This window comes from Wenyingzhuangia gracilariae (assembly GCF_056387575.1).
The window spans coordinates 821,868-848,257 of the sequence record NZ_CM150748.1 but is presented as its reverse complement, the minus strand read 5'-3'; the positions used below and the strand labels follow the sequence as shown (position 1 = coordinate 848,257).

The 26,390-nt window shown below is 31.1% G+C and carries 23 protein-coding genes; 7 read left to right on the top strand and 16 right to left on the bottom strand.

Annotated elements, in window-relative coordinates; all coding sequences use genetic code 11:
* Positions 1-45 precede the first annotated feature (45 nt).
* The 3 genes from ACY2IJ_RS03620 to priA all read left to right on the top strand — a co-directional run bounded on the left by ACY2IJ_RS03620 (position 46) and on the right by priA (position 4,682).
* Positions 46-1,152: a cytochrome-c peroxidase gene (locus ACY2IJ_RS03620; RefSeq protein ID WP_476725800.1), complete on the top strand. Its 1,107-nt coding sequence runs from the start codon at positions 46-48 to the stop codon at positions 1,150-1,152.
* A complete protein-coding gene (locus ACY2IJ_RS03615; RefSeq protein ID WP_476725799.1) occupies positions 1,124-2,026 on the top strand; it encodes a transporter family protein in 903 nt (300 codons plus the stop codon). The genes ACY2IJ_RS03620 and ACY2IJ_RS03615 overlap by 29 nt, the downstream gene beginning before the upstream one ends.
* Before the next feature lie 199 nt (positions 2,027-2,225).
* Positions 2,226-4,682 (top strand): replication restart helicase PriA, encoded by a 2,457-nt coding sequence (priA, locus tag ACY2IJ_RS03610; RefSeq protein ID WP_476725798.1) that lies wholly within the window; start codon positions 2,226-2,228, stop codon positions 4,680-4,682.
* 51 nt (positions 4,683-4,733) lie between these two features.
* Here priA and ACY2IJ_RS03605 read toward each other — a convergent pair whose 3' ends face one another.
* The 16 genes from ACY2IJ_RS03605 to ACY2IJ_RS03530 all read right to left on the bottom strand — a co-directional run bounded on the left by ACY2IJ_RS03605 (position 4,734) and on the right by ACY2IJ_RS03530 (position 17,030).
* Positions 4,734-5,189 carry a hypothetical protein gene (locus ACY2IJ_RS03605; RefSeq protein WP_476725797.1) on the bottom strand — a complete coding sequence of 152 codons (456 nt, stop codon included), beginning with the start codon at positions 5,187-5,189 and terminating at the stop codon, positions 4,734-4,736.
* Between the two features lie 99 nt (positions 5,190-5,288).
* Complete coding sequence (locus ACY2IJ_RS03600; RefSeq protein WP_476725796.1) at positions 5,289-5,657, bottom strand: hypothetical protein; 369 nt, start codon at positions 5,655-5,657, stop codon at positions 5,289-5,291.
* 242 nt (positions 5,658-5,899) lie between these two features.
* Positions 5,900-6,184: a hypothetical protein gene (locus ACY2IJ_RS03595; RefSeq protein WP_476725795.1), complete on the bottom strand. Its 285-nt coding sequence runs from the start codon at positions 6,182-6,184 to the stop codon at positions 5,900-5,902.
* 91 nt (positions 6,185-6,275) lie between these two features.
* Entirely contained in the window at positions 6,276-6,938 is a 663-nt protein-coding gene (locus tag ACY2IJ_RS03590) for a class I SAM-dependent methyltransferase (RefSeq protein WP_476725794.1), read from the bottom strand.
* Positions 6,939-6,968: 30 nt separating this feature from the next.
* Complete coding sequence (locus ACY2IJ_RS03585; protein ID WP_476725793.1) at positions 6,969-8,288, bottom strand: leucine-rich repeat domain-containing protein; 1,320 nt, start codon at positions 8,286-8,288, stop codon at positions 6,969-6,971.
* A gap of 44 nt (positions 8,289-8,332) precedes the next feature.
* Positions 8,333-8,725 carry a VOC family protein gene (locus ACY2IJ_RS03580; RefSeq protein WP_476725792.1) on the bottom strand — a complete coding sequence of 131 codons (393 nt, stop codon included), beginning with the start codon at positions 8,723-8,725 and terminating at the stop codon, positions 8,333-8,335.
* A 140-nt stretch (positions 8,726-8,865) separates the two neighbouring features.
* Positions 8,866-9,612: a DUF6597 domain-containing transcriptional factor gene (locus tag ACY2IJ_RS03575; protein ID WP_476725791.1), complete on the bottom strand. Its 747-nt coding sequence runs from the start codon at positions 9,610-9,612 to the stop codon at positions 8,866-8,868.
* Positions 9,613-9,736: 124 nt separating this feature from the next.
* Positions 9,737-10,840 (bottom strand): DNA alkylation repair protein, encoded by a 1,104-nt coding sequence (locus tag ACY2IJ_RS03570; protein WP_476725790.1) that lies wholly within the window; start codon positions 10,838-10,840, stop codon positions 9,737-9,739.
* Between the two features lie 128 nt (positions 10,841-10,968).
* Positions 10,969-11,475, bottom strand: coding sequence for a cupin domain-containing protein (locus ACY2IJ_RS03565; RefSeq protein ID WP_476725789.1), 507 nt, complete (start codon positions 11,473-11,475; stop codon positions 10,969-10,971).
* 3 nt (positions 11,476-11,478) lie between these two features.
* Positions 11,479-12,096, bottom strand: a complete 618-nt coding sequence (locus ACY2IJ_RS03560) for an FMN-dependent NADH-azoreductase (RefSeq protein ID WP_476725788.1) — start codon at positions 12,094-12,096, stop codon at positions 11,479-11,481.
* A gap of 58 nt (positions 12,097-12,154) precedes the next feature.
* Positions 12,155-12,985, bottom strand: coding sequence for a sigma-70 family RNA polymerase sigma factor (locus ACY2IJ_RS03555; RefSeq protein ID WP_476725787.1), 831 nt, complete (start codon positions 12,983-12,985; stop codon positions 12,155-12,157).
* A gap of 56 nt (positions 12,986-13,041) precedes the next feature.
* Positions 13,042-13,347, bottom strand: a complete 306-nt coding sequence (locus tag ACY2IJ_RS03550) for a hypothetical protein (RefSeq protein ID WP_476725786.1) — start codon at positions 13,345-13,347, stop codon at positions 13,042-13,044.
* An 88-nt stretch (positions 13,348-13,435) separates the two neighbouring features.
* Positions 13,436-14,023 (bottom strand): Crp/Fnr family transcriptional regulator, encoded by a 588-nt coding sequence (locus ACY2IJ_RS03545; protein WP_476725785.1) that lies wholly within the window; start codon positions 14,021-14,023, stop codon positions 13,436-13,438.
* Between the two features lie 8 nt (positions 14,024-14,031).
* The gene (locus ACY2IJ_RS03540; RefSeq protein ID WP_476725784.1) at positions 14,032-14,574 is read right to left on the bottom strand and encodes a nucleotidyltransferase family protein; all 543 of its coding nucleotides are present in this window, start codon (positions 14,572-14,574) and stop codon (positions 14,032-14,034) included.
* 63 nt (positions 14,575-14,637) lie between these two features.
* Entirely contained in the window at positions 14,638-15,630 is a 993-nt protein-coding gene (locus ACY2IJ_RS03535; RefSeq protein WP_476725783.1) for an AI-2E family transporter, read from the bottom strand.
* Positions 15,631-15,881: 251 nt separating this feature from the next.
* Complete coding sequence (locus ACY2IJ_RS03530) at positions 15,882-17,030, bottom strand: hypothetical protein (RefSeq protein WP_476725782.1); 1,149 nt, start codon at positions 17,028-17,030, stop codon at positions 15,882-15,884.
* Positions 17,031-17,190: 160 nt separating this feature from the next.
* Here ACY2IJ_RS03530 and ACY2IJ_RS03525 point away from each other — a divergent pair, with 160 nt between their 5' ends.
* The 4 genes from ACY2IJ_RS03525 (at position 17,191) to ACY2IJ_RS03510 (ending at position 26,373) form a co-directional block, all read left to right on the top strand.
* Entirely contained in the window at positions 17,191-20,040 is a 2,850-nt protein-coding gene (locus ACY2IJ_RS03525) for a glycoside hydrolase family 2 protein (RefSeq protein WP_476725781.1), read from the top strand.
* A 29-nt stretch (positions 20,041-20,069) separates the two neighbouring features.
* A complete protein-coding gene (locus ACY2IJ_RS03520; protein WP_476725780.1) occupies positions 20,070-22,904 on the top strand; it encodes a glycoside hydrolase family 2 protein in 2,835 nt (944 codons plus the stop codon).
* 92 nt (positions 22,905-22,996) lie between these two features.
* Positions 22,997-24,292 (top strand): glycoside hydrolase family 117 protein, encoded by a 1,296-nt coding sequence (locus ACY2IJ_RS03515; RefSeq protein ID WP_476725779.1) that lies wholly within the window; start codon positions 22,997-22,999, stop codon positions 24,290-24,292.
* A gap of 104 nt (positions 24,293-24,396) precedes the next feature.
* A complete protein-coding gene (locus ACY2IJ_RS03510) occupies positions 24,397-26,373 on the top strand; it encodes a hypothetical protein (protein WP_476725778.1) in 1,977 nt (658 codons plus the stop codon).
* Positions 26,374-26,390 lie beyond the last annotated feature (17 nt).

Sequence of the window (26,390 nt, the reverse complement as noted above, 5' to 3'; positions counted from 1 at the left end):
CAGTTCGTGTTTTAAGCGTTGTGTTTGTAGTTTATTTTTAGCATTATGAAATACTTGTTTACATATATAACAGTATTGTTGTTTTTAATTGGTTGTAATAAGAATGAAGAAAGTTACCAAGCGTTTGAACTTAAATTTGAACAACCAGCAAACTTTCCAAAACCAACTTATGATTTTGAACATAACAATATTACCACCAATGGTTTTGTGTTAGGACGTAAGTTGTTTTACGATAACAAATTGTCTTTAAACAATAGCATTAGCTGTGCAGAATGCCACAATCAATCTCACGCATTTACGCACCACGGACATAATTTAAGCGAAGGAGTCCATGCTGGGGTTACAGGAACAAGAAATTCTCAACCTATTCAAAACTTAGCTTATCTTAATGATTTTACTTGGGATGGAGCTAAGAATCAATTGTTTGATCAACCTTTAATTCCCATTACAGAAGAAGTAGAAATGGACGAAACCATGGAAAATGTAGTGGCTAAATTAAAAGAAGATCAAGAGTATCAACAGTTATTTACCAACGTATTTCAAAAAGAAAATGCCATCAATAGTGTAAATATACTAAGTGCTTTGTCTCAATTTATGGGAGCCATGGTGTCTTCTAACTCAAAATATGATAAATACGTAAGAGGAGAAGCAGGAGGAGATTTTACAGAGCTAGAAAAACAAGGATTAGCATTGTTTCAGCAAAAATGTGCTACTTGTCATAGCGGAGAATTGTTTACCAATCAGGAATTTATCAACAATGGAATAGGAGAAAATCCTAGTTTAGAGAATGAAACAGGTAGAGCCAGAATTACTTCTCCCAACCCGTTTGCTACAGTAGATGAGTTGAAACAAAGAGAAGATTATTATCAATTTAGAGTTCCTAGTTTGCGAAATGTAAAAGTTACGTTTCCATACATGCACGATGGTAGAATAGTGAGCTTAAAAACGGTATTGGACTTTTATGACGATGATACATTCCCTAAAATCACCAAAATGAAAAATTTGGACGAACGACTGATTCAGACAGAAAATGAAAAAGAAACGTTGGGAATTCCAATGACAGAAGAAGAGAAAACAGCCATATTGGCTTTTTTAGAAACATTAACGGATTACGAATTTATAAATGACGAACGTTTTGCAAAACCTGAATAAATTAATTTTTGGCTTATTTACTTTAGTTTCTATCAACTTATTTGCATGCGATGTATGCGGTTGTGGATCTAGCAACAGTAGTAGTTTTGCCAATGTGCTAGGAGGGAATTATGTAGGTTTTACCTATAATTACATGCATTTTCAATACCTGCAAAGTAATGCCAATCCTAATATTCCCTTAGCAGATGATCATGTAAATACGGCAAGCATTACAGGACAATATCAATTAACAGATTACATTCAAATTAACGCAACAGTACCTTACCGATTTAACAATAGATACAAATCTACCGGAGATTTTAGTAACAATGGTATTGGAGATATCAGTTTAATGGGATTGATAAATGTATTGCACACAGATAGCAACCATAGTTTAAAAATAGGGGCAGGGGTAAAAATGCCTACAGGAGAATTTGATTTAAAAAATTCGAGTCTTAATCAAACATCAGCAGCACAATTAGGAACCGGAAGTTGGGATTTGTTATTGCCTTTGCAATACAATTACAATCAAAATCAATGGTCTGTACATGCTAGTGCTATGTATTTTATCAAAGGTAAAAATAAGGATGAATTTAAATACGGAAATCAAACTCAACTAAACCTTAATACATCATATGTATTCCCAGTAGGAAACAATTTAAGTTTGGCTCCTATAGCAGGATTGAGTTATGATTATTTTTTGGCATCAGAACGATTTGATATTGTAGATGAAAGAACCAAGGGCTATATGACCAATGCCAATATAGGATTGCAGTTAGAAACCAAAGATTTAATTTTGGGAGTAAACACGCAATTGCCCATCAATCAGAATTTAATAGACAACGATGTAACCTTTAATTACGGGCTTGGTGTGTATACTTATTGGAAATTTTAAGAATTTACATCTTCTAATTTTAGAAGGTAATCATTGAAAAAGAAAGAGAAACTTAAAAAACGCATTTGAGAAATTAAATGCGTTTTTGTTTTATAAACTATTTAATAAAAAATGTGTTTTGCCATGTATAATTCAGCAATAAACATTTTGCACTCCTTTTAAAAACTTATTTCTTTGTATACCTTAAAAATTTAAAGACTTGTTGTTTCAACCTTATTTTGTAGATGTGTTATTGCCTATTCCTTTGGAAAGACAATTTACCTATCGTATTACCAAAGAAGAATATCATTTCTTAAAAATAGGAATGCGAGTGGCAGTGCCATTTGGAAAAAGCAAAATATACACAGGAATTGTTTACAAGCTACACGAAGAAGAGCCACAGGCTTATGAAGCCAAAGATATTTATCAAATTTTAGATGATACTCCCGTTTTAAATACAGAACAATTAAAACATTGGGAGTGGATTGCTACTTATTATATGTGCTCTTTAGGTGAGGTGCTAAGAGCAGCATTTCCGTCCGTTTTTTTATTAGAGAGTGAAACCATTGTATTGGCAAATCCTGCTTTTGAAGAACCTAATGTGTTAACGCCAGAGGCTTATTTAATTTATGAAGCTTTGCAAAAGCAATCTCAGTTAACCATTGCTCAGGTAGTAACTATTTTATCTAAAAAAAAGGTGTTTCCTGTTCTTAAAAACATGATAGATATAGAGGCTGTTCGTTTAAAAGAAGAAATTTACGAGCAGTACCAGCCTAAAATGGTTGCTTATATTCGAATGGCAACGGAATGGGAAGATAAAGAAAAGCTACAAGAACTGTTAGCTTTGTTGTCTCGTTCCGAAAAACAAAGAACTTTGGTAATGCATTACTTTATGTTGAAAGCTAAAAGTACATTGCCTATAAAAAAGAAAGAACTTTTAGAAGCTTCGGGGGTTAGTGCTTCGGTTTGTAAAGGATTAGAGAAAAAAGGAGTATTTGTTGGGTACGAATTACAAACAGATCGTATTGTTTTTGAGGAAGCAAGTCAGAAAATTCCCGCATTAAGTAGTCATCAACAAGAAGCATTTCATCAAATTAAAACATGTTTTAACACTAAAGACGTGTGTTTGTTTCATGGAGTTACCGGAAGTGGAAAAACGGAAGTCTATGCGCATTTAATTAAAGAAGTAATTGCCACAGGCAAACAAGTTTTGTTTTTGGTTCCAGAAATAGCTTTAACTACGCAATTAATCATCCGTTTACAAAAGTTTTTTGGAGATGATTTAAGTGTGTATCATTCTAAATATTCGCAAAACGAGCGAGCAGAAGTATGGAATCACATTCTAACAGGTTCTGAAAAAGCTAAAATTATTTTAGGAACCCGTTCTGCCACCTTATTGCCTTTTGTAAACTTAGGATTGGTGATTGTAGATGAAGAACACGAAGCTTCTTACAAACAATTTGATCCTGCACCAAGATACAATGCCAGAGATGCGGCCATTGTATTGACAAAAATTCACAAAGCCAACATTGTATTAGGTTCTGCAACTCCAAGTTTAGAATCGTATTACAATACCAAAGTAGGTAAATATGGATTGGTAGTGTTAAATAGACGTTTTGGGAATGTACAAATGCCTAAAATTCAGCTGATAGATATCAAAGAAAAACACAGAAAAAAGCAGATGATAGGGCATTTTTCGGATGTGTTGTTAAAAGAAATAAAAGAAGTTTTAGAGTTAGGAGAACAAGTTATTTTGTTTCAAAATAGAAGAGGTTTTGCTCCTTTGGTAGAGTGTGAAACTTGTGGTGTAACTCCGCAATGCCCAAATTGCGATGTAAGTTTAACAGAGCATAAGTTTAAGCAAGAATTACGCTGTCATTATTGTGGATATCACAGAGCAATTCCCAAACAATGTGATGCTTGTGGTAGTACAGACTTAAATAGTAAAGGTTTTGGAACCGAACAAATTGAGCAAGAATTGTTAACGCTTTTTCCAGAACACAATATTGGTAGGTTGGATTTAGATACTACACGAGGAAAGTATGGCTATCAAAAAATAATAGAAGCTTTTCAACACAAAGAAATAGATATTTTAGTTGGAACTCAAATGTTATCTAAAGGGTTAGATTTTAAAAACGTGAGTTTGGTAGGTGTGCTGAATGCAGATAATATGTTAAATTTTCCAGATTATAGAGCGCATGAACGCAGTTATCAAATGCTTTCACAAGTATCGGGTAGGGCAGGTAGAAGCCAAAAACAAGGAAATGTTTTTATTCAGACTTTCAATCCTTATCATCAAATATTACAGCAAGTATCTACCAATAGTTACGAGCAAATGTATAGTGAGCAAATAACAGATAGACGTAATTTCTTTTATCCGCCTTATTACAGAATTATTCAAATTACGTTAAAACACAAAGATTTTAATTTGCTGAATGAGGGTGCTGAGTGGATGGGAAAATCTTTAAAAAACAGTTTTGGTAAAAATTTGTTAGGACCAACAGCACCAAGTGTTTCTAGAGTTCGTAACCAATACATTAAACAGTTAATTATTAAAATTCCACCCAAACAATCGGTTGTGGCAACCAAAGACTATCTTAGAAAATTAAGAGTTATGTTTGAGTCTATAGGTCGTTTTAGAGCTATTAGAATTAACATAGATGTTGATGCTTATTAATTAAAACAGAAAAAAGGCTTTACAAATTACATTTATAAAGCCTTTTCTTGTCTAGGAAATAATTTGATTAATTTCTATAGACCATTTTTTAGCAAACTGAAACTCTCCTCTAAGTTCTCCATATAATTCATTATACAATTCTAGTTTTTCTAGAGTTTTATCGTAAAATGTAAAAACAATTTCTATTTTTTCTATAAGTACATTGTTACTTTTGTTAGTTTTTAGAAGTACGCATTTTTGAATTTTTGTTAAATCTATAGCTTTCAAAAAAGCTGTTTCTCTTTGTTGCTGAAACATAAAAAAGTATTTTTTAGTACTGTCTAAACCAATTACATAGTTGTTGCAGAATTCATGTTTGTCAATATTACAATGGTATTCTTTTGCCATTGTTTTTAAAGATTCTAACATGTTGTTTTCCTTTTGTTTATTGGTACGGTGCATTAGTGCAAATGGAGTTATACATATAGCAAGTATAACAGCCACCGTAATGGAAGTTTCTATATCCATTTTGTAGCGTTTAAATGATTGTATTCTAATTGTTTTAAATGTGTTGTTTTCTCTATTTGATCAAATAGAAATCAACTAAACTTGTGTAAACAAAAAGTATTACCAAAAATATTGAAAAGGAAAAAGGAGGTCTAATTTTCTGTATTGAACCAATACGGTTCTTAAAAATATTGTGTTTACAGAAAATTGGGTTATAAATATTTGTTCCGATGCTTGTAGAATAGCCTTAAACCCAGAAAAATGGTTTTTAAAAGTTGGAGTCGGAAGGTTGTTAAGACTATTTACAATACTATCTGAAGATAAAACAGGACAGTAAAGTTTTACAGAAATTTCTAATAGGTTGTCTTTTTTTTCTAAAACACTACAAGTACTGCTGTTCTTTGTAAAAGAAAGTAACTTAGGTGCTGTGCTAAAGGTGAAGCAATAGACAAGCGTTAAAAAAACAATATGTAAAACTTTATTTTTCACACAGCAAATGTAAGTAATGTGTAGTTTAAAAATAATTTAATTTTTTACAATTATTTAGTTCTATATAGCTGAGTGTTGCCACTACAAACATTTGATTGTGCGCATAGGTCGTTTTTTAAAGTTTCTTCCCATTGATACTTACCATCAAATGAAGTACCGTTATATAGACCATTAAAGTTTAAGGTGATGGTTTTTAAATTTTGTTGAGAGTTTTCACAATTAAAATTTAATTTCATAATGGATTAAAAGGATAAATTGTTGCCTTTCAATAAATAATGGCTATCGGTTACAGGAAGACTGGTTCCATTTGAAGCAGATAAAGCTACTGTGTGTTTGTCTATGTCAAATTCAATTTTTAATGTTCCAAATGCATTTCCTTGAGTACAAGTAATTGTGTTATCGTTTATAATCCATTGACTAGATAAATCAATTTTAAGATCGGTATTGGAGGAAACATTATCGTCGTCATTGCTATTACAACTTAAAAGTAATAAGACAGAAAATAACAGAGCGCTAATTTTTTTCATAATTTTAGGGATTTTGTGTTGATTGTTTGGTTTAGAGATTAGATCTAGTGATTTTTTATTAAGAAAAATATAATAATTCTGTGGTGTCCTTTTAAGAAGTTATTGGTAGTACTTTTTGTATAATAAAATATTGAGATAATAATTTATGTCTTTGACTATTAAACTCTATTTCTGGTTCTGTGTAGTCTGTTTTTCTAATGATTTTAAAATCTGTTTGTTTAATTAACAATTCAAAATCTTCAGCTCTATATTCTTTAAACCCATATTTAGTAAAGTCGAGTGTTTGCCCTTCAATAAACGGCCTAAATGAAACAATTAACACTCCGTTTTGTTTTAATACTCTGTAGATTTCGTTTAAAGCTTTAATAGGATTTTTCCAAAAATAAATGGTGTTAATGGTGCATATCTTATCAAATGTTTCATCCCAAAAAGGCATTTTTTCAACATCTGCCTCAAATAAATCTATATGATTTGTATCTAATAAATGCCTGTTAATTTTTTTAGCTTCAGTTATCATAATTTCTGAAATATCAATACCAGTATATGAAATACGATTTCCGTAAGCTAAAACGCTTTCAATGAATTTACCATTACCCAATCCAATTTCTAGAACACTTTCCGCATCTTTAATTTGTAATAAATCATAAGTTTTTTTACTTATAAATGCATTCATTGTATTCATTCCTAATGCTATATTTATCCCAAATTGACCTGATGGATTTGCTAGCTGCTTAGCAATTTTTTCAAATTTCATAACAATAAATTATTAATATAAGAGAGAGAGTTAGTAGCAAGTTACATCTTGATTTTTCTCAATGACTGTTCCTGTTAATTCTAAGTCACAAATTTCTTGAGACATATGTGTAAATGAATTGTTTATAATATTAAGGATTTTAAGAGTTTTCAATTCGCCTATTTCCATTGGTAGTACCACTATTCGATTGTTTTGTAGAAGTAATTCTTCTATTTTTGGAAGCGAACAAATAGGACAATTAATTATTATAAGTTGATTGTTTTGTAGTTGTAAAGTCTTTAAATTAGGTAAGAGACCAATAGATGAATGAATAATAGACAAATTATTGTACCCTAATTTAAGTGTAGATAATTCACTTAAATTCTTAATGGTAGAAGGTAATAATGCTAATTGATTTTTATTGAGATGTAAACCTTTTAGAGTGTTTAAATTACCTATTTCATTAGGAAGACTGTTTATTTGATTATTGTCGAGTATTAAAAATTCTATTTTTTTTAGTGCCCCTATAGCACTTGGTAATTGAATTAAAAAGTTTGATGAAATATCTAAATAAGTTAAGCTCTGTAAATTTGATATTGTATTGGGTAATTGTGTTATTAAGTTATTTTTAAGGTTTAAGTTTTCAATATTTTTAAAGTTATTTAATTCTGTAGGAAGCTTGGTTAAAGAGCAAAAAGAAAGATCGAGTTTTTTTAATTGTAGTCCTAAGTTAATTATAGCTTCTGGTACACTTTTAATACCACTATTTAATGATGCATTAAAGTCGGTTAGCTTAGATAAATTTTTAACTTGAATAGGAATATTATTTATTTTACTATTAGAAATGTCTAGTTTTATAACTTTTCCGTCTTTAATTATTACACCACTCCAGTTATTCATAGTAGCAGCATTTAAATCCCAGTTTAAGCTGTTATTTGGATTTGAATTATATAATAATTCAAGAATATCTCTATCTGATAAAATAGGAGGGTCGGTAAATATAGCTTCTAGTGTATATTGGTTTAAAGTTTCATTTTCTGCTGTAACTATATATCTTACAGGTGTTGTTAAATTAATTGCAGTTTTTGTACTAGGTAATATTGTTGCAAAATTAGAAATAGAGATTGTTGGTGTTAGATTGGTAATATTTGTTCCCAAAGGGAAAGTGGCTTGAATAGTATTATTATTTTGGTTAATTATTCCTGTAATATTTATATCCAACCCAGTATTTTTTGAAGCTTCGAAAATAATATTAGTAATTATCTTCTCATTACTTTTATTTGTGTCATTTTTTGGGTTATCATCATTACTACAACTTAATAAAGTTGAAAATAAGAGTATAACCAACTTAAAGTATATTTTTTTTATCATTTCTTTATATAATATATGTCCAATAAAAAGGGTAATATTTATATCTACTCTGCACTTTCAGAAAAGGTTAAAATAAATCCGTTTATGTCCATTATAGCAAATTCATTGGTATCATAAAAAGTTTTATTTATAGGCTTTATGATGTTAATTTCTTTGCTTAGCTTATTGTAATAACTATCAATATCATTTATTCTAATGTAAAAAGTCAAAGCACCTCCAATATGCATTGGCTCTATTTCTTTATACTCGGTTTTTAATGATTTTTCTTCTTGGAACATCATTCCCACATTATCTAACATAACATAACCCCATTCAAATTGACCTGATTCAGGATTTGTATCTATTAATTTAAAGCCTAGTTTATCTATATAGTAACACAGTGTTTTGTTTACATCTTTAACCATTATGTTGGGTGTAAGAGATTCTAATTTTGACATATTTTTGTTTTTAGTTTGTGAATGAATATGATAAGAAGAACCAATAAACATAAGTATTAAAAAGTATTTTCTCATCTTGTTTGTTTTCTCACAAAAGTAAAAACAACCAAAGTGTTATACTTTGTAAAAAAACGACATTGTTATAATTCAGAAGGATTTAGTCCAGATATTTTATTAAATTCTTTGGTTAGGTGTGAATGGTCAAAATATCCCATATCAAAAGCAATATTTAATAAACTTGTATCAGGGTTTGTAGAAACATGTTTCATTGTTTTGTTAAAACGAATTATAGAATGATACTCCTTCATGGTAACTCCAACTATCGTTTTAAAACGTCTTTCCAATTGTCTTAAACTTATACAATGATTTTTAGCGATTAAACTCAAATCTAGTTCTTTATAATTAGCACGTATAGATTCACAAACCGAATTCTCTAATTTATTTACATCTTTAGCTGACCAATTTATTTCAGTAGTTAAAAAACTATTAATTAATTGCACTTTTTCAAAATCACATTTTTTTTCAAGAAGCTCTTCTAAAAAAGAACTGTTAAGTTTAGGAAATAAATTTGATGCATTTATAGCTGTGTTTTTTATTTCAGAAAGAGGAACATCCGAGATGGAATTAAACTGACCAGTTTTAAATCTAACCCCAAGAGTTTCTGCATTTTTCTTTGAAACTACTCTTTTAAATTTAGTCATCATTCCAGAAACTCTTATTTCATCTCCAGAGTTCAACTGCATTTGTTTGTCTAGCTCAAAAATAATATCAACACATCCATCTGGTAAAATTCTAGACTCTATTTCTTGTCCATCATTTCTTGCAATCCAAATAGTATCAACAATTGAATTTAAATTATTAGATGGTATGTATTCTTTATAATTCATTATAATAATTCAAAAATCTCAGGTACGAAAATAGTATATAAATCATACATTATCTTTTTCGTGTATAGATAGCTCATAAGCTTATTAAATTCATTTTTTCTTGAGTAAGCAAATCTCTATTTTTTTACTCAATCAATTTAAAATCTATTTTCTCAAATTCTATTCCATTAATGATAATAGATACTTGGTGTTTCCCTGTATGAAATTTTCGAGTAGTGATTGTTTTAAAAGATTGTTTTCGATTAATTATAGTTATTGACTGTGCTAAATAATTTTTCTCACTTATTTTAAATACTTTTTTAGATAGTGTACCATTTGCTTTTTGATAATACAGACCGTATTCAAGCCTGATTTTTGAATTTGTATTATTTGTGTTTATTAGACTAAATGAAAACTCTAAATCGTGTCCAATTTTTACTGTTGACGAATTAGTTTTGAAATTATCTATTTTGATTTTGTCCACCTCTCCAAATCCGAATAATTTCATGGTTTCTAAATTCCCTTGTTTTAGAAGCCCTCGACAAGCATGTTTTACTATCCAATCTGTTTCTTTTGTTTTTCCTTTCCATTTCTTAGCTAATTCAATTACTATTTCAGGATTGTCTTTAGAAATATCGTTTAAGTTGTTTGCAACACTTTTTCGTACAAATTCGGAACAGTCATTTTTTAGGTTTTCAAGAATTGGGATTATTTTACTTGGGTTCTTCTTTAATTCTGGTAAATAAAATGCTAAAGGAAGCCTAGGTCTACAGCCTTCTGATGACAAACGTCTTATGTGATAATTTTCGTGTTTTGACCAAATTAGCATTTGTGCCATCATTTCGTCAGAGTATTTTAGGATAAATGGACGTACAGCAAATTCACAGCTAGTAAATTTGGTGATTTTTTCAAAAGCATTGATTGAAAAATCAAAATTATCAATAGTATATCTAACCAAATAATCAGGTAAAAACATGTATTGCCAAGGGGTATAATCTTTTTCTTTTTGTAGTTGAGATAACAAATCTACTATTTTAGAAACAGCAGATTTATTATCTGTATTTAATGATTTATGAATTGAAGTTGAGAGGTGGTTTAATCGGCCTTCTGATGATTGCTTTACCCATTTTCCATCAATGGTTTTATTTAAAAAAGTTTCTTCATTGAAACTGGGACAAGCTCTTTTAAAGTCATTCGAGAACTTGATAAGAAAATCTCTCGTTTTTTTATTGATTGTAATTTCTGCCATTTTTCTTTGGTCTTGTTTTGGTTAAGATGATACTTTTATCAGAAAACTGGTTTTTAAATTTTCTTTGGGAAACAACAATTTTGTTGATATTGTAAATTTACCTAAGTTTAAACTAAGTCTTCAATTTTTTATTTTCTTACAGGTATCATATTAGAAGTATCTACAGGGAAACTATCATATTTATTGTATAGTTTTAAATATTTTTCGGGGTTAATAGGTACTTCATTTAAGGTTTCGTATAAACCTTTAAAAAACCCTTCTCGTTTTTGAGATGGATTAAAAATTAAGGTCAATTTCACGGTTTTATCAGTATCATTTTTAAATCCGTGCGGTGTAAATCTTGGAACGTAAGCAACAGTTCCTGGTTTGGCTTTGTATTCTTCTTTGCCAACTTGCATGGTTAATTCTCCTTGGTTTACAATAAAAGTTTCGTCCATGAATCTGTGGTAATGCAATTTTGCACCAATTGCCATTGGCGGAAGCGTAATTTCATAAACACCTAATTGGTCATTAGACATTTCACTAGTTACTTTAAATGTTATTGCAATGGTACTTAACTCTAATTTTTCTCCTTCATTGGGCTGTATAATAGAAGCTTTATTTTCAAGCTTGTCATTAAAATAATCTGGTTTCATGGATTAAATATTTTGTAAGTTCATTAAAATCTTTTCCTGTTGTATTTTATTATTCTTTTCTAGAAGATCCGGATAAGCTGTTCCTTCAAGAGAAAAAATAGCTTTAAGTTCTAAATTGATAAACCCGAAAATTGTTTTAAGATATGGTTCTTGAAAATCTAAAGAAGCCATTGCTGTACCTTTATACGTTTCGCCTTTAGTTGTTATTACATATGCTTTAGTGTTTTTGAGTAAACCTTGATAACTACCATCTTTATTTACTCTAAATGTATGTCCAGATCTAATGATGTGATCTAAGTACGATTTTAAAGTGGATGGGATATTTAAATTATACAAAGGACTACTAATAAGTACGTAGTCTGCAGATTTTAGTTCTGAAATAAGTTTTTCAGATAACCTTGTAGCTTGTTTGTTAATCTTGTTCTGTTCTTTTAGAGGAATATGGAATGCTTCTACTGTTTCATTTTGCAAGTGAGGTATTTCAGTTTTTGTTAAGTCTTTATAAATTACTTTTCCTGTAGGATGGGCTTTTAACCAATTCTTTTCAAAATAATCAGCTAATTGTCTTGAGTGCGAACCTTCTTTTCTTAAGCTGGCATCTATTCGTAATAATTTTTTCATCTATTGCATATTTATGTTCAATAGTATGACAAAACCAAAAGACAAAACGTGACAAATTTTATAAGGAAAGTGATTTTAGTTTATTTGGATCGACAATAGAGTAGATGTTTACAATCTTATTTTTTTCTATTTCAAATATCTGACAATTTTTAAGTACCTCATTTTGATAAAATAGAATAGCAGGTTGGTGATTTATGATGGAGTGTTTAATCTCTAAACCAGTTAAAAAGGCTTTGTAAACATATAGCAATAGCTTAGAAGTGTTTGTTATACCGCTTGTTAATTCTCTAACTACTTTAATGTTTTTCCCTCCATCTGCAGCTAGTAGTATGTCTTTAGATAGTAGTTTTTCTAAAGCAGACAAGTTTCCATTTTGCATTGCTTCAATGTATTGCTTCAATTTTTGGGATTCATTTTTGGGAATACTATTGTTTTTTGTTTTGCTATTATTCAGTTTAATTTTTGCTCTACTTAATAATTTTCTTGAATTTTCAATTGTAAAGCCAATCGTTTCAGCAATTTCTTTATGAGAATAATCAAAAGCTACTTTTAAAATAAAAACAGCACGTTCTTTTGCTGTTAATTTCTCCAGAAGCGTAAGTATTGAATAAGATAAAACCTCATTGTAATTGATGTTGTCATCTGCATTTTCGGTTGAAAGTGGCTCCGGAAGCCAAATACTATCTGTAGCTATTGCTTTTTTCTTCTTTTTTACATTAATCGATTGATTGATGACAGACTTGATTAAATATCCAATTTCATTCTCAATATGCTCTTTGTCAATTATCAAGTACTTTACAAGAATATCTTGAATAGTATCTTTTGCATCTTCAGAAGAACCAAGGATATTATATGCGAATGGAAACAATATGTCGTGATAATTTTTCAAAATCTAATTATTATGTTTTAGTACTAAGACAATTCAATTTATGAAAACGTGACATTTTAATTGTTAAAATTGGAAGTTTCTAAAACCTCATAGTTTTTCATGGTTAAACTATTTGAGTCAGTCAAACTAGCAAATTTCATCGCGTGGTCGTTTTGCATAAATGTTTCTTGAACTCTTTCAACATCTTCTTTGCTTTTCCAAACAAAGATATCCATATAACCATCCTCTGTTTTTAAAAATTGTCTACTAACTAGGCCTTTACATTTAGAGCAATAGTCTTTGTTAAATGCTTTTGAAGCTTTTAAAAGCTCTTTGTGAGTTACATTTTTAGCTGTTTTGTAAGTGGTGATTTCTACTATCATTTTTTGAATTATTTGATTTTAATTATTAGTAGCAAAACTACTAAGGTTGTTTTGTGTGAAACAATAAGATAGTTTAAGAAAATTAACTTTAGATAGTTGTTTTTTTTCTAATAGCACTTAAAAATTCTGGAGTTACACCTATGTATGAAGCAATTTGTATGTTTGAAATTCGGTTTGACAAATCAGGATATTTATTTAGAAAATAAAGATACCTTTCATGAGCAGTAGAGCTAATGTGTTGAAGAACTCTTTCTTGTTGTTCAATAAATGCATTCTCTGTAATAATCCTCATATTTCTGTCGAACATAGGGGAATTATCATATAATTTAAAAAGGTCTTCTTTCTTTATTTGTAGAATAATAGAAGGTTCTATAGCCTCAATATTAAGTTTACTAGGAATACTATTATATAAACTACTAAAGTCTGTTACCCATTTATTTTCGGAAGTAAATTGAAGGTTGTGTTGGTTTCCTTTTTGGTCAATATGATAGGTTTTTAAAATGCCCTTAACCACAAAAGTTAAGAAGTTACATTTTTCTCCTCTTGTTAAGATATTTTCTTTTCTTTTAAGCTTTCTTTCAGTTACGCATTCATCAAGAATTCTTACGGTTGATTCTTCAATAGTCCAATATTTGTCAAAATAATTTAGTAGATGTTGTATTTTAATTGAATTCATTTTTTAGTTTAAACTATTTCTAATTTATTCCATTGCTCTTTCCATCTCTTATTTTTTATTCTATCATTATAAATAGTCAAATCAAATTTTGGTGTTGGTCTTACAATAAGGTTAAACAAATCATCTAAACCATGTGGAGCTATAAATTCAATTTGATTTTTATGATTAAGCCTTACAGCTACTGCAGTTGCAGTTTCAGGCCAAAAAGAAATAGCATGTTTGCAATTAGTATAGGGGTGGTGCCCATTTCTAATATGCATTCTTACCTGATTTTTAACGGACCAGTTTAGATTAGAATTAATGTTTTTTAATTTGTTTTCTATTTGCAAGTCATATATTTTACTCGGGTTTAATTTGTCAAAATATATAACATCAATATCATTAAGGTTGGTTCTGGATTTTTCGTGTTCTATATCCCAAACTTTGTTTCTAACAAAACCAGCTCCAATCCAACAATCATTTAAGTTTAAATCTCTAACAGTTTTCAAAATGGTTATCATCCATAAATCACTTTCTATGATTTTTAGGAGTTTTTTATCTAACGTTTGCATTTTTGCAGGTACTTCTAAAGGGTTTATATTAGTTTTAATGTAAGTCTATTTTTATCACCAAATTTATGTTTCTGAAGGTAAAGATGTTTGATCTTCATTTCCATATTCATTTTTGTATATACGAACCAAAACAAAAAATAAACTAACAAGCAAAGGTCCAAAAATTAACCCTATAAAACCGAATAGCGGAATTCCAATAATTACACCAAATAAAGTAATTAATGGATGTACGTCATCTAATTTTTGAAGTACAAAAAGTCTTATCAAATTGTCTGTAGCACCTACTACAACTATTCCGTAGGCTAAAATTCCCCAAGCATTAAATGCCTCTCCGTTGGTATAGGTTAATAAAAATACAGGAATGGTTCCTAGCATGCTTCCTATAAACGGAATCATAGAACCTACAGTTACTACAACTGCCCAAAAGAAAGGATTCTCTGTCTTAAAAATTAAAAATCCAACCAAAGAAACCAAACCTTGAGCTACAGCAACTAAAGGAATTCCAATAGCATTGGCTTTTACCATGGCTGTAACCTCTTTTTCTAATAATTGATAATTCTTTTTTTTAAGAGGAAGATAATGGTAAATAGAAGTGTTTAGTTTGTTGTAGTTCATTAACATATAATACAGTAAAAAGTACATAATGGCAATTCCCATTACTGTAGTAAAAGTTCCTCCAATTAGGTTTTGCAATTGTTCCGATAGTGATTTGGAAACTTCAGAAGTGTTGATGGTGGAAGCCAAATCATACCCAATATACTTTTCTAGCTGATTCAGTTTTTCCTTAAAACTCTCTATAATTTCTTCGGAGTTTTCAGAAGCTTTTTTGATTTTATTTCCAAGCATTAGAAATACACCCATAATAGGTAATAAAATCATTATAAATGATACAAACATCAATAGAAGTGCAGCTATATTGGTTTTTATGTTTTTTTTAGTCAAAGTAATCATATACTTTTTTAAAAGTACATAAAGTGTTATAGCTCCAAGAACTCCTGAAAGATAGGGGATTGTTTTACTAAAAATAAGAGTTCCAATTACAAAAATTAAAATCAAAATAAAGAGTTGTCTAATAACTCGTGAGGCAATTACGTTCATTGTATTAATTGTTTCTTATATGAATTCATCAATTCTTTTTTTTTGAAATTTTCAGCAGGTTTTTAATCGCTTTTTTTTCTTGTTAAACCATCATATTCTTTTGTAGAATTTAAATTTTGATGGGTTGATTTTTGATCATCCAATTTTATAGAAAGTTATTAAATTATGTTTGTTGCTTAAAACTTTATAAGGTTAAATACATAAAACTTTTAATAGCCAACAACAGAGAGTAGTTTAATGTTGGTGTTGGTTCTATTTTGCCCTTTTACTTTAAAAACAGCGGTAAAATAATTGTGATTGTTTAAATGGTCTTTTGTAAATTTTTGAATGCTGTCTTTGTTTGTAAAATACTCTACAGTAGCACTCACACCTATATCGTGGTTAGAGAAAAAAACAAATTCATCTGTGCTTTTTATGCTTTTAAATTTTGATACAATAGCATATTCCTCAGATACGTAAGTGGTGTTTAATTCTATAATAGTGTCTTTTAATGTAGGATGATTGGAAAATAGAAGTTTGTCGTTTTCTATTTTATAATATGGATTTGCTTCGTTAAACAAATACCTAAAAGGAGTTTTATTTTTTAAAGGACCAATATAAATGGCATTTCCTTCTTTTATTTCAGAAATGGTGGTTTCTGTAGCAAAACGTATGGGAATTGTTTGGTTGAGTTTTTGAAAAAAATGCTGAAATTGTTGTGTAGCCAAAACAGCCATTTTAGTTGTGTATGTATAATTGGCTGGTTTTAAAGAGTTTTTTAAATTAGGGTTTTTAGATAAAAACGTATAGAATTCATTGCTAGAATTAATATTAAAATCTCTCGTCCATCCAAGTGATCCCGTGCTTGTAATTCCTGTAAGTCCAAAATGATCTCCTATGTATAAGTGTGTGTTGTTTTTATTGTTAAAAGATTTCCATAACCGAGGAATTTTAGGAGGTCTTAATAAAAAAAACAATCCTATTGATGTAATTAATAATAAAAAATAAGGAATTCCAATTCTCCAGCTTAAAGACTTTATCCATTTTTGGTTAGTGGCTGTTTTGTAAAATCTAATATTGTATTGTCCTTTGTCTATAGTTAATCTCCAGGTTTCATCAATACCTTCATTTTCGTAATAAGCATTAATCTTTTTTCTTAAATTATATACATTAACTCTTACCCTAGGGTTGTTTTTATCATTATTTTGGGTGTTTCCAAAAAACTCATAGTCAATTACACTTTCTTTTAAGTTGTGCTGTTTTATAGTTGCTTGGTACAAATAGTGTAAAAGAGCTGCAGAGGTGGTTGCTTTCTTAAAAGTAGCGCTGTTTTTAAGTGCATCTACAATTTTATCCTTTTGTTCTTTACTTAAATCCATTTACTTGTAAATGAGTGTTTTATTTTTAAATTTAACGGTTATAAGTACCGTAAAAGATGCGTTAAAGTTATTAATTATATTCTTAATAGTTAGATTTGTTTGTAAGTTTTAATACCAAACATTGTAAATCAACTAAAAGATTTGATTAAATATTTTGAAAATGATAAATAGATTATTTTTTGCCTTGGTTTTGTGGAGTACCCTAATAGTAAGTGCACAAAAACCTACCTCTAAAAGCACTACTAACATTCAATACTTATCAGGTACAGATAAAGACAATTTGATAGAGTGGGATTTCTTTTGTTCTGATGGAAGAAAAAGTGGTGAGTGGACTAAAATTGGAGTGCCATCTTGTTGGGAACAACAAGGATTTGGAACCTATAATTATGGTTCTGATAAAGTAGAAGATCGTGTAAATGAATATGGTTTGTACAAACATTCATTTTTTGCTGATAAAAATTGGAAAAACAAAGACATTAAAATTGTTTTTGAAGGGGTGATGACAGATGCCGAAGTGAAAATAAATGGAAAATTGGCAGGAGAAATACATCAAGGTGCTTTTTATGAATTTAAATACACTATTACAGATTTGTTACAGTATGGTAAAATCAATTTGTTAGAAGTAAAAGTAAACAAAGCTTCAGCTAACGAATCTATCAACCATGCAGAGCGTGATGCAGATTTTTGGATTTTTGGGGGAATTTATCGTCCTGTTTATCTAACCATTTCACCTAAAAATAACATAGATCGTTATGCGATTGATGCAAAAGCAAATGGGGAAATTACAGCAGATTTATTTTTGGATAGTAAAAAGGCAGAAAAGGCGGTTTTAACGTTGTTAGATGTTAATGGGAATAAAATTCAAGACTTAACGAGTACTCATCTTATAAAAAATAAAGAAAAATTTAGAATTGCAACCAAAGCAAATCACATTAAAACATGGACTCCTGAATTTCCTAATTTGTACCAATTAAAAATTGATTTATTAGACAAAAAAGACAAATTATTACACTCAGTTATAGAACGTATTGGTTTTAGAACGGTAGAGGTGTTAGAAGGTGATGGAATTTATGTAAACGGAAAACGAATCAAGTTCAAAGGAGTAAATAGACATTCTTTTCATCCAGCTTCTGGAAGAACAACCTCTAAAAAACTAAGTATAGAGCATGTAAAAATGATGAAGGATATGAATATGAACGCAGTTCGTATGTCTCATTATCCACCAGATGTTCACTTTTTAGAAGTATGTGATTCTTTAGGTCTGTTTGTGATTGATGAAATTTGTACGTGGCACAATCCAATGTTAGATACTAAAGTGGCTCGTAAAATAGTAAAAGAAACGGTGGTTCGAGATGTTAACCATCCTTCTATTTTATTATGGGCAAACGGAAACGAACAAGGTTGGAATCCAGAAGTGGATCAAGATTTTGCCAAATGGGATATTCAAAACCGTGAAGTAATTCATCCTTGGAGTATTTACAAAAAAACCAACACCATTCATTATAGTCATTATCATTCATTAATTAACGATGCGTACTCACAAGAAAAAATTCTATTCCCAACAGAGTTTTTACACGGTTTGTACGATGGTGGTCATGGATCTGGATTGCAAGATTATTGGGAGAAAATGTGGAATTTACCTTTAAGTGCTGGTGGTTTTTTATGGGATTTTGCCGATGAAGGTATTGAGCGTACCGATAAAAATAATGAAATTGATTTGCAAGGAAACAAAGCTGCAGATGGTATTGTAGGGCCTTACGGAGAAAAAGAAGCAAGTTATTATACTATTAAAGAAATTTGGTCGCCTATTTATATTGAAAACCGATACATTACCTCAGATTTTAATGGAATTTTTAGAATAGAAAATAGATATCATTACACCAATTTAAAGGACTGTATATTAACTGCAAAGTGGATGACGTTTAAAGGTCCAAAAGGAGGTGAAACAAAAGTTTGGAATCAAGAGGTTGTGAAATTACCTGCACTTGACCCAGGAGCAAAAGGTGAATTTGTAGTTAATAAACCTAAAAATTGGCAACAGTTTGATGCATTGCACTTAACGGCAACAGATGTATATGGAAAAGAATTGTTTACTTGGTCTTATCCTGTGTCTACTCCTAAGCAGTTGAGTCAAAATGTTGTGTCATCAGAAAAAAATAAAAAATTAACCACTTCTCAGGATACTCAGAATATAGTGGTAAAAACAGACGAGTTTACTTATCGTTTTTCAAAAGAAAACGGAATGTTAAAAGAAATAAAAAAAGGAACGACTATTATTCCTTTAAAAGATGGACCTATCATTTTAAACCAAAAAGATAAAATCAAAAATATTACAGTAACTCCATCAAAAAATAAGGTAGAGGTATTGGTGGTTTTTGAAGAATCTAAATGGTCTCCAGGATGGTCTACTGTAAAAGAAGTCCGTTCGGATATTATAAAATGGACAGTGCACGCTAACGGATTGTTAGATTTAAAAGTAGAGTTTAAAGGGTATAGGAATTTAAAAGGCTATAGAGGAATTACTTTTTCATTCCCAGAAAACCAAGTGGCGGGAATGCAGTGGTTGGGAGATGGTCCTTACCGTGTGTGGAGAAACAGAACCAAAGGAACACGTTTTCAAGTTTGGGAAAACGATTACAACAATACAGTAACTGGACAAGCAGGAGGAAAAGATGAGTTTGTATATCCTGAATTTAAAGGGTTTTTCTCTAGTTTGTATTGGTCTAAAGTAAAAGGAAACAACAACAATGGATTTACGGTGTATTGTAGAACACCACATACCTATTTAAGAATGTTAACGCCAGAAGAACCTAAAGACAATAAAAAAGGAGCTCATAAAGAAAAAATACATCCTACGTTTCCTGAAGGAGATATTTCTTTTGTGATGAACATTCCTGGAATGGGAACTAAATTTGATTTTTCAGAAAGTACAGGGCCTCACGGAAATAAAGAGCATTACTTTGGTAACGATGATGAGCCTATTGTTATGGATTTAACTTTTGAATTTTAAATAGAATACCTTAAAACAAAACCAAAAGAATGAAATTTAATTCAATTGTAAGAATTGTTGCTTTTGTCTTGTTGACTATTTACACGGTACAAGGACAAACAACACATAAACAATATTTATCTGGAACAGGAAAAGACCACACGGTTGCTTGGGATTTTTATTGTTCGGATGGAATGCAAAGTAAAAAATGGACAAAAATTGAAGTGCCTTCTTGTTGGGAATTACAAGGGTTTGGGAATTACAATTATGGACGTGATTACAAAGCAAAAAAAGAATATCACAATGAGTTTGGAATTTATAAGCACGAGTTTTTTGTAGATAAAAACTGGAAAAATAACGAAGTGAAAATTGTCTTTGAAGGTGTAATGACGGATGCCGAAGTAAAAATAAACGGAAAATTGGCAGGAGAAATTCACCAAGGTGCTTTTTACGAATTCAAATACAATATTTCCAAACTATTAAAATACGGAGTAAAAAACCAGTTAGAAGTAAAGGTGCATAAAATGTCAGCCAATGAATCTATCAATTCAGCAGAACGAAATACAGATTTTTGGATTTTTGGTGGAATTTATCGCCCTGTGTATTTGGAAGTGTTGCCTAAAGAACACATCAATCGTGTAGCTGTAGATGCCAAAGCAGATGGAAGTATTAAAGCCGATATTTTTACAGATTCAAGAAAAGCAACGACTGTACAAGTTGTTTTACAAGATGATTTGGGAAATAAAATTCAAGATTTAAAAACAGAAGACATCAGCAGAGAAAAAGGAAAAATTTCTTTTTCTACACTTGCTAAAAATATCAAAACTTGGAATCCAGAAAAACCCAATATGTATCAATTGCAAATTGAGTTGTTAGATAAAAAAGGAAATACCTTACATCAAATTCATCAAAAAATTGGGTTTAGAACCGTAGAAGTAAGAGAAAGTGATGGGATTTATGTAAACAATCAAAAAATAAAATTCAAAGGAGTCAATCGTCATTCCTTTCATCCAAAATCCGGAAGAACCACTTCTAAAGCTCTAAGTATAGAACATATTAAAATGATAAAGGATATGAATATGAATGCAGTTCGTATGTCGCATTATCCACCGGATGTTCACTTTTTAGAAGCTTGTGACTCTCTTGGTTTGTTTGTAGTTAACGAGGTTTGTACTTGGCACACTCCTTATTTAGATGAAAAAGTAGGAGAAAAAATCATCAAAGAAGCCGTGGTTAGAGATGTCAACCATCCGTCTATTTTGTTGTGGGCAAACGGAAATGAAACTGGTTGGAATACCAAATTAGATGATGATTATGCCAAATGGGACATTCAACAAAGAGAAGTCATACATCCTTGGGGGATTTTTGGAAAAACAAATACAATGCATTATCCAGAATATCACATTTTTGCCTACGATGCCCCTACGCACGATAAAATTTATTTTCCAACAGAGTTCAATCACGGTTTGTACGATGGGGGACATGGTGCTAGTTTAGATGATTATTGGAAACAAATGTGGAACATGCCTTTAAGTGCGGGTGGTTTTTTATGGGATTTTGCCGATGAAGGAGTTGTACGAACCGATAAAAACGGAATTATAGATACCGATGGAAATCACGCTCCTGATGGAATTGTGGGGCCTTATGGTGAAAAAGAAGCAAGTTATTTTACCATTAAAGAAGTTTGGTCACCTATTTATATAGAAGAGCGTTTTATTCGTGACAATTTTAATGGAGTTTTTAATGTAGAAAACAGATATCATTACACCAATTTGACTGAGTGTAGCATGGAAGCTAAATGGGTAAAATTCAAAACCCCAAATAGCAAAATAGCTCAAGAAATTTTAGCTAAACAAGCAGTAAGGCTTCCCAATATTGCTCCTTTGGCTAAAGGGAAAATAAAAATTGAAAAACCAGAAGGATGGAGACAAGCTGATGTATTGTACTTAACAGCCAAAGATCCGCATGGAATGGAATTGTTTACATGGTCGTACCCTGTGCATAAGCCAATGGATATCAATCAAAAAGCACTTCGTGTTTTGTCTAACAAAGAGAAAGGTTTGTTAGAGCTAAAAAGTACCGATCAAGAAATTTTTGTAAAAACACAAAGTCATCATTATACTTTTTCTAAAGCTACAGGTTTGTTAAAACAAGTAAAAAAAGATGAGCAAATTGTTCCGTTGCACAATGGACCTATTTTATTAGGAAGCAAATCTGAAATAGAAGATGTAAGAATCAGTTCACAAAAGAACAAAGTGGTTATTCGTGCGTTGTTTAAAGAAAAACCAAAGTATTGGGACTGGAAAGAAAACAAAGAAACCACACAAGATTTTTTTGAATGGACTATTCATGCCAATGGTCTGGTCGGTTTGCATACAGAAATAAGAAACATCAAAATGGTAAAAGAGTATATGGGAATCACATTTTCGTTTCCAGAAAATCAAGTTCAAGGAATGAAGTGGTTGGGAGATGGTCCTTACAGAGTTTGGAGAAACCGTATGAAAGGAACTCGTTTTCAGGTTTGGGAAAACGATTATAACAACACGGTTACAGGAGAATCTGGATTTGTATATCCTGAGTTTAAAGGATTTTATGCCAACCTAAATTGGGTGCAAATAAAAGGAAACAACAACAACAGTTTTATGGTGTATTGCAATTCGGACAATACTTTTTTAAGAATGTTAACTCCAAAATTACCTATGGATCCTGCAAAAGGAGCAGCTGTAAAAAAGTTTCCTAAAGGAGATATTTCGTTTGTGAAAAATATTCCTGCTATTGGAACCAAATTTAAAGAACCTATACAAATGGGACCCAAAGGGAATCCTGTACATTATTTCGGAAACGATGACGAAATGATTTGTGTAGACTTAGTGTTTGATTTTTAATTATGGGAGTCTGAATTTTAACAATTTAAAATTCTTTGGTTAATGATTAATAAATTGAAAATTAGAGTAATAAAAGATAAAAACAAAAACAAATGAAAAAATATGTATTGAGTTTGGCAGTGTGTGCAATGCTTTTTTCTTGCAAAGAAAAAGAAATAGCAACTACTGATAAAACAGAAATGGCAGAAGAGTTTCCTTTTTTAGTGCCTTCAGAAAAGCCTAATAGACCCTTAAGTGCAGCAGTAGAGCGTAATTACGATGCTTATGAAGCTCTGCGACCAGAACAAACAGAATTGTATACGCAATTTAAATATACCAAATTAAAAGGTTTTGATTACAATGGAGGAGATGGAACCATTACCCGTAGAGATCCGTCAAAAGTAATTTTTGAAAATGGTAAATATTATGTGTGGTATACAGGAAGAAAAACACCTGTAAAACCTGTGGGAATGTCACGTGCCAAAGAAGCTACAGATGTAATACCTTCTGCAGATTGGGATTTGGCCGATATATGGTACGCAACATCAGAAGATGGGTTTACTTGGGAAGAGCAAGGAATTGCAGTACCTCGTCCGCCAAAACCACAACCAGGTTGGAGATCTGTTACTACCACAGATATTTTAAAATGGAAAGGAAAATACTATTTGTATTTTCAGGCTTTTATGGAAGCAAGTGGTTTAAGAGGAGATTTTTGTCCTGTAAGTGTAGCTGTAGCAGATTCTCCTGATGGACCATGGACACATACAGGTAAAATAGTCATTCCAAACGGGCCAGAAGGTTCATGGGATCAATATTCTATACACGATCCATACCCATTGGTACACGATGGAAAAATATATTTATACTACAAAGGAGATTTTGACAAAAGACCAGAGTTAAAACCTTCTAAAATGCGTATGCAAGGATTGGCAATAGCAGAAGATCCTTTAGGGCCTTTTGTAAAACACCCTTTAAATCCAGTAATCAATTCTGGACACGAAACTACCTTATTCCCTTTTAAAGAAGGTGTAGCGGCTATTGTGCAAAGAGATGGACAAGAGCACAACACTATTCAGTATGCTAAGGATTGGGTGAATTTTGAAATTGCAGCCATTACCGAATTGTTACCTGTTGCGGCTGGACCTTATGTACCAGATGCGTTTACAGATACCAAGTATGGAAAAGGAATTACTTGGGGGATTTCTCATTTTATCAATGCAGGAGGAAACTGGAGACATTCTATTTTAACTCGTTTTGATTGTGATTTAAGTACCGAAATTCACGATGATGATATGAAGCACCATTATTACAATTATTCTCCAGAATTTCATTATCAAAAACATGGATTGAATAAGAAGCAAAAAGAGAGGATAAAAGAACAAAACAAAAAGGTAAGAACGCAAAAATAATCATTTACTAAAAAAGGGTTCTCCCAAAGTTTCGTGATCAATCAAACTAAGTATTTCTAAAATAAAATACTATTGAGTAGCTATCACAACAAAAGAAATAGAAAATGAAAAATAAGTTACTGAATCATAAACTATTGATAGTTGTGTTTACGCTATACAATGGAGTTTTCTTTGCACAAAAAGCAACGATAAACGTACAGTTAAATACAAAACATGTAGTAGCAGGTATAGAGGATTTTGATCGTGAGAAGTATATTACCATTCATGCAAGTATTGAGAGTGACTGGGCCGGAGATCATGTAATGTCTAACTCAAGAGCTTTTTTAGAAGAATACAATGTGTATTTAGGGAGAGAGACCGGAGGTTTAAAAGGAGCTTTAAATAGCGTAAAAGAAGATCCTAAAAGGCCAGGTTTTGTAGATGTAAATCATTTAAAACGTTTGGCAGAAAATACGGTAAAGTCGTATGTTAAAAATGATTTAGCTTCTTATGAACACCGACTAAATAATATGGTGATAGGCTCACAGTTTCATCCTATTTGGCCTGATGGAAACAAAACTCGTAAAGGTTGGTCACTTTCTGGAACAGATACAGAAAGTGAGCCTTTCGGAACTGCTTCGGGACAATTTATGGGACATTATATAAAAGAGTTTTATCCTACAGGTATTAGAAAAAAGCCAAGGTTTATAGAGGTGATTAATGAGCCTTTGTGGGATATCATTCCTATAAAAGATAGAAGGACTCCTGAAAAGGAACTGTTGGGGGTGCAGAAAATGGCTAAGTTTCACTCAACAGTGGCCAAAGAAATTAAAAAGTTAAATCCAGATGTTTTAGTAGGAGGTTTTACTTGTGCTTTTCCAGACTTTGAATTGTATGACTTTAAACGATGGGAATATCGTTGGAAACAATTTATTGACTTAACAGGAGAGGATATGGACTTTTGGTCTTTGCATTTTTACGATTTTCCTTGTAAGCAAAAATATAGTAAAGGCAAACTTAGTTATATTAAGAAATACAGAAAGGGAAGTAATTTAAAAGCTTCTTTAGATATGTTGGAGCAATATAGCATGTTACAGTTTGGCAAGTTAAAGCCAATGTTAATTTCTGAGTATTCTGTACAAGCACATCGTTATAGAGATTTAGAATGGACTCCTTGGCGAGATTACTTATATGTAAAAAGTGCCAATGCCATGATGATGACTTTTATGGAGCATCCGCAATCTATAGTCTCTGCTATTCCTTTTTTTATGTTAAAGAGCGAGTGGGGAAGAACTAAGGAAGGACATCCGTATAGAAGTCGTTTGTTTCGTCAACAGTTTGAGAAAAAAGGAGAAACAGGAACGCAATGGGTGTATAGCGATTTGGTACATTTTTATCAATTATGGTCGGATGTGAAAGGGAAGAGAATCGCTATAGAATCTGACTTGGTAGATATACAAACTCAAGCTTTTTTAGATGGTAAAAAGGCCTATGTAGTTTTAAATAACTTGACAGAAGAGCAGGTGTTTATCAATTTAAATCTATTAAATATAGAAGGGAATACTCTTAAAACGATAAAAGTAAAACAGCATTATTCCCCCTATAAATCAGTAGAAATAGAGAGAGAAGGGAGGGTAGAAGAAACGATTTATAAAAATAATTTGCAAGCTATTAGTTTGGAGCCAGAAGCAACTATGGTGTTGGAATATTCGTTTAAAAAACGAATCAAACTTAATAAGACTCAAGAAGAGTTAAAATATTATTCCAAAGAATATTACCAGGCTATTAAAGCCAACAAGGAAATAATTTTTCATGTAGATGATGTTAAGTTAGAAGGGGAAACAAAAGCTGTTTTACGAATAGGAATTGGGAGAGATCATGGAAAGAGTTTACAGCCATTAGTAACTATTAATGGAATTGCTGTTAAAGTACCTACGAATTATGCAGGAGAAGCTCAAACAGATAGAGAACGATTTTACGGAGTCATAGAAATACCTGTAAAAGCATCCGTTTTACAAAAGAATAACAAAATAGCCGTTCAGTTTACAGATCCAGGAGGGCATGTGGCAACTACCACCTTAAGAGTATTTAATCAGAAATAAAAAGAAGTAAACCAAAC